The sequence below is a fragment of the Actinocrinis sp. genome (assembly GCF_035946395.1).
GTDB lineage: Bacteria > Actinomycetota > Actinomycetes > Streptomycetales > Catenulisporaceae > Actinocrinis.
The window spans coordinates 1-4,853 of record NZ_DASYZI010000243.1 but is presented as its reverse complement, the minus strand read 5'-3'; the positions used below and the strand labels follow the sequence as shown (position 1 = coordinate 4,853).

The 4,853-nt window shown below is 70.4% G+C and carries 3 protein-coding genes; all 3 read right to left on the bottom strand.

Annotated elements, in window-relative coordinates:
• A partial coding sequence (locus tag VGS97_RS14995; protein ID WP_326854118.1) for a VanW family protein occupies window positions 1-2,695 on the bottom strand: 2,695 nt, incomplete at its 3' end.
• 238 nt (window positions 2,696-2,933) lie between these two features.
• Entirely contained in the window at window positions 2,934-3,461 is a 528-nt protein-coding gene (locus tag VGS97_RS14990) for a hypothetical protein (protein WP_326854117.1), read from the bottom strand.
• Between the two features lie 273 nt (window positions 3,462-3,734).
• Window positions 3,735-4,658 carry an N-acetyl-1-D-myo-inositol-2-amino-2-deoxy-alpha-D-glucopyranoside deacetylase gene (gene mshB, locus VGS97_RS14985; RefSeq protein WP_326854116.1) on the bottom strand — a complete coding sequence of 308 codons (924 nt, stop codon included), beginning with the start codon at window positions 4,656-4,658 and terminating at the stop codon, window positions 3,735-3,737.
• Window positions 4,659-4,853: the final 195 nt, after the last annotated feature.

The window sequence follows — 4,853 nt, the reverse complement described above, 5'->3', positions numbered from 1 at the left end:
TGCCGGGCGCGACGACGGCCGCGTCGAGGCCGACCGGATACCGATCGACGTACGAGGCGTGCGGGTGGTGCATCGTGTCGCCCATGCCGGAGGCGAAGGCCGCGCCAAAGACCGCGGTCGCGACCGTGTCGACGCCCTCGTGCTGTGCCGCGGCGGAGACCGCGAAGCCGTTGGCGCCGGTCGGCGCTCCGACCGATTTGAGGAACGACCAGGTGTCCGCGGGCTGGACGATGTCACCGGCGATCAGACTGACGGCGCGCTGCACGTTGGCGAAGCGGTTCAGCGCCTCGGTGACTGGCAGAGTGCTGCTGCCGAGCACGTCGGTCACGCCGAGGGCCTGCGCGTCCGCCGTGCTGAACGCGGCCGACAGGTCCCCGATCGGCACTGTCGCGGTACGCGGCGAGGTCTGGGTCAGCACGGGAAGGACGGCTGCGGAGAGGGCGTCGGGCGCGAAGCCTCGGCCGTCGCGCGCGGGAATCAGGGTCGGTCGTCCGTCGGTGATGGAGAACGACGCATTCGTGGCCTGCTGCTCCTGCGCCAGCGCGTTCGTGCCGAGGTACCCGCGCAGGCGCGTGCCGTCCACGTGCGCCACCATGCGTCCGCCGGCGTCGGGCGAGATGGCCACCGCGTCACCGATCTGAGTCGGGGTCAGTCGCGTCGTGACGGCCCCGGTGACCAGCGTGATCGGTCCGGAGACGGCCGGGCGGGCGAGCTGTTCGAGCGCTGTCTGAAGCGCCGCCGGATTGGCTCTCGGACTCAGCGTCCGCACGGGGATCCGGATCGTCCCGTCCACGTTCAGGTAGCCGCTGCGCACCGCGTCGACGGCGCCGGGGATGCTGAATCCGCGCCCTTCCTTCGGGGCGGTGACGACGGGGACACCGTGGTCGAAGGTGATGGCGCCTTCGACCATCGGGCTGTTGTAGGACGCTGCGACACCGCTGAGCGCGCGGGTGAGCGCCGCGACGTCCACGGCGGACACCGGGCTCACCTCGTGCGTCCCGCCGAAGAGCGCGGGGATGACGACCAGCGGATTGGTGCGGTCCTTCTGCGCGGCCCGCACCGTCGCGGCGGCGTCGAGCGAGAGCCCGGCGGCAGCCGGGTCGATGGTGGTCGGGGTCTGGCCGATCAGAATGGGCAGCGGCCGGCGGGAGCGGTCGGCGAGCTGCGTGGCGATGACGCGCTCGGCGGCTGCGGGGCTCATGCCGCCGACCGGCACGCCGCCCACGTCGGTGCCGCGCGGCAGCTTGCCGCCGAACACTCCGCCGGCCATGACGAGCGCCACGCCGTAGAGGAGGGCGAATCCGGCGGCCAACATGACCACGACCGTCAGCAGCCTGCTTCCGCCGCGACGGTGGTCGGCGGCGGGTGCGTCGTCGTGTGCTGCGACGCCCTCCTCGACCGGGCTGAACCTGTCTGGTGTCGCGGTTCCGGCTGGAGGCCTTCTGGCCGCCCGCGTGCCGTTGGACTGCGCCGGGATGCGGGTGAACTGCTCGGTCGGCGCGTCGGGCGCGGCTGACGGCTCCGCCGGCGCGGTCAGCACGCTTGCCGAGGCAAGCAGCGCGCGAGCGGCGTACGAACCCGGATCAAGGTACGACGACTCGCCGGAGGAGTCGTGGAAAATGCCGCCGAGATAACGCAGCGAGAGCGCGTGGCGTGCCGGATCGTGCGTGTAAGGATCGTGCGCGCCGAAGCCGGGGAAAGCCGCGGGCTGCGTCGGCGCGCCGTACGGACCGCCGAAAGTGGCGGCCGGGACCACGCCGGGCACGTATTCGTACGAGGCCTGATCGACGTCCACGAATTCGGTACCCGCGAATTCGACGTCCAGGACTTCCGTGTCCGCCGCACCAGAATAGGCGCCGGTGCCGTCGAAGAGTGTTGCGAGGTCGTGCGGGCCGACCGCGAGCCCGGCTCCCGTCTCGTCCCGGAACCAGTCTCCCGGCAGGTCCGCTTCGAGTTCGCCGGCCTGCGCCGCCTGCGGTGCCTGGGATTCCAGCCCGACGTCAGCGGCGGAGACGGTGTCGAGATCGAGCCCGAACACCTGCTCCAGCGTGTCGTGGAACGCGTCCGCCAGCGCAGCCGCGTTCGCCTGCGCGGCCTTGTCCGGGGGCAGCGTGGTGGTCAGCAGCGCCGGAGTCGGCCTGCTGGCGCGCGGCAGCGGCACGACCAGGGTGGCGGTGGTCAGCGCCGCGAGTTCGGACGGCAGTGCGCTCGGCCGCGCCGGTGACGCGGCGACCTGGGCGAACGCAGTGGCGGGCACGGCGCCGAGGCGCGGTCCCGGAGCCCCGTCGGGCAGCGCGACGCCGGTGTCGCGGTCCTCCCACGCGGCGTGCGGGCGCAGCGTCGTCGAGGGCTGCGGTGGCGAGTGCGGCAGCTTGATCAGCAGGCGTGCGGTCGCTTCCGCGTCCGAAGAGACCCGCAGTCCGGAAGCGTTGCCGCCGTCGCCGTTCCCGGTGCCGTCATCGCCGCCGCCAAGCGGCGTCCCGATAGCGGCGGACTCACCGCCCGGAGACGCACCTTCCGGAAATGGTGGCAGCGTTGGGTAATCGAGCAGATCGGTGGCACCGGCGTGAGCGCCCTGATCGGTTTCGTAGACACCGGGTTCGTACGGACCGCCAGAGGACTGCGATTCGTACGGATCGCGACGGTACGGATCCGCACCACGTCCCGAGGAATCCGTGGACTCTGGAGTATTCACAGCGCCGCTCAGGCCTTCCGGGTCGCAGTGTCGACGTCCGCACCGCCACGTAGGCCCGATCACGGACAGTGCCTAGGCGATCACCATACTGTGATCGTCGTCGGCACGAGGCCTGATGACTGAGATTCCACCGTTGTGAGTGATGGCACGACAATCACGCCGGGAGAGCGCATTCACGCATCGAACACGGTGAGAGGGATACGGCGTATCCCGATACGGCCGTGAGCGTCCGCGGATTTCACCCTTTCGAGTGGCCACTTCCGGGTGCGCCAGGGCGGCTCCCCAGCCGCGCGGCGAGCGTCGCCACCCACGCGCGGTACACCGCGATCGTGACCAGCAGCATTCCGCCGAGGAGATAAGCCAGCGACTTCCCGTCGTTCGCGAGCACTACGTCGCCCTTGCGAGCGAATGACGGCGGCGGGCCGAGATAGGTGATCCAGAGCAGGGCGAGCAGCCAACCGGCGGACGCCCAGCCGAGCGCGGGCAGCCGGGTCGGCCGCCACGAATCGGGCACCCCGGCGACGAGCAGTTCGCCGACGCCGAGCAGCAGGCCGATCAGCCCGCCGAAGCAGAGTGCCAGCCCGGACGGCCAGCCGACGCCGAGCCACGTCTCGGTGGCACGGTGGCCGAACGAACCGATCGCGCCGACAGCGGCGCCGGCAAGGCCGGTCAGCAGGAGCAGCATCCATCGAGTGGTCACCTCGGCCGGAGACGAGCCCGGCGGACGCGACAACACGGGGCCGGTCATCAGCGCGGTGCCGGTCATCAGCCCGGTGTCCTTCGACAGCACAGTGTCTTTTGATGGCGCAGCGCCCTTTGATTGCGCAGCGTCCTTCAACGGCACCGTGTCCTTCGATAGCACCGTGTCCTTCGATAGCACAGCGTCTTTCGACAGCACCGTGTCCTTCGGCGGCGCGGCATCCTTCGATCGCGCAGCGTCGTCCTTCGACACAGTGTCTTTCGGCACGGCGCTGTCTTTCGGCACGGCGCTCCTTGGCGTGGGAGTCGGCTCGGGTACGGTCACGGGGCCATTCTCCGGTCAGACGGCCAACCCGGCGAACAGGTCGGTCTCCGGCTTGTCGGGGCCCGGTCCGCCGTGCGCCAGTTGGTAGTGCTCGACGGGCATCACCTGCCGGCCGAGGTGGTTGGAGAGCGCGAAGAAGGATCCGCTGACGGTGATCTGCGTGGCGTGCGCACGCAGCGCAGCGGCCTTGCGCTCCACGTACTCCTCGGCGTGCACGATCGCGGTGACCGTGGAGTCGTCCGCGACAAAGGGCAGATCGTCTACTGATTCGACCGTGCTGAACCCGGTCGTCCCGCCGGTCGCGCGCAGCGCCTCGACGCCGGCCTCGATCACCGAACGCGGCAGGGTGTTCCAGTAGATCTTGGCGATCTCGTACGGCTCTGCGGCGTCCGCATCGGAGCCGATCGCGGGCGTGAACTGCGGATCGGCGGCCAACTCGGTGGCGCGCATCGCGACCCGGTGCGCCTGGATGTGGTCGGGGTGGCCGTATCCGCCGAACTCGTTGTAGGTGACCAGCACCTGAGGCCGCACCTGCCGGATGACGGGGACGAGCAGCGCCGCGGCCACGTCCACGTCGGCCCGCCAGAAGGAACGCGGAGCGTCGTTGTCGGCGGTGCCCATCATCCCGGAGTCACGGAACCTGCCGGGGCCGCCGAGGAAGCGGTGGTCGGTGACGCCCAGCTCGCGCAGCGCCGCGGCCAGCTCGGTGATCCGATGCGGGCCGAGCCGGTCCTCCCGCCCGGCGACCAAGTGCGCCAGCTCCGGCGGTATCACCTCGCCGAGCTCGCCGAGGGTGCATGTGACCAGCGTGACGCGGGCACCCTCGGCTGCGTACTTGGCCATCGTCGCGCCGTTGTCGATCGATTCGTCGTCGGGATGTGCGTGGACGAACAAGATCGACTGTCCGGAGCGCGGGAGCACGCTCGTTCCGTGGCTCATGAACCCAAGCGTACGTGGCGCGGTCCGGTAGAAGTCCGCCCACGGCGCCTCCCCGTAGCGCGACGGATCGTATTCACTCGGTAACGGAGTACCGCGACACTTCGCCACCCCACCGAGCTTCCACACATCCCCAGCACACGTGGGGTCGCTTACCGCTGACCCCGGGGAAGGACTTTGCACCGCAGATGACGGACA

Coding starts and splice junctions, on each gene's coding strand:
- VGS97_RS14990 (WP_326854117.1), bottom strand. CDS start 3,461: ATGACCGGCACCGCGCTGATGACCGGCCCCGTGTTGTCGCGTCCGCCG.
- mshB (WP_326854116.1), bottom strand. CDS start 4,658: ATGAGCCACGGAACGAGCGTGCTCCCGCGCTCCGGACAGTCGATCTTG.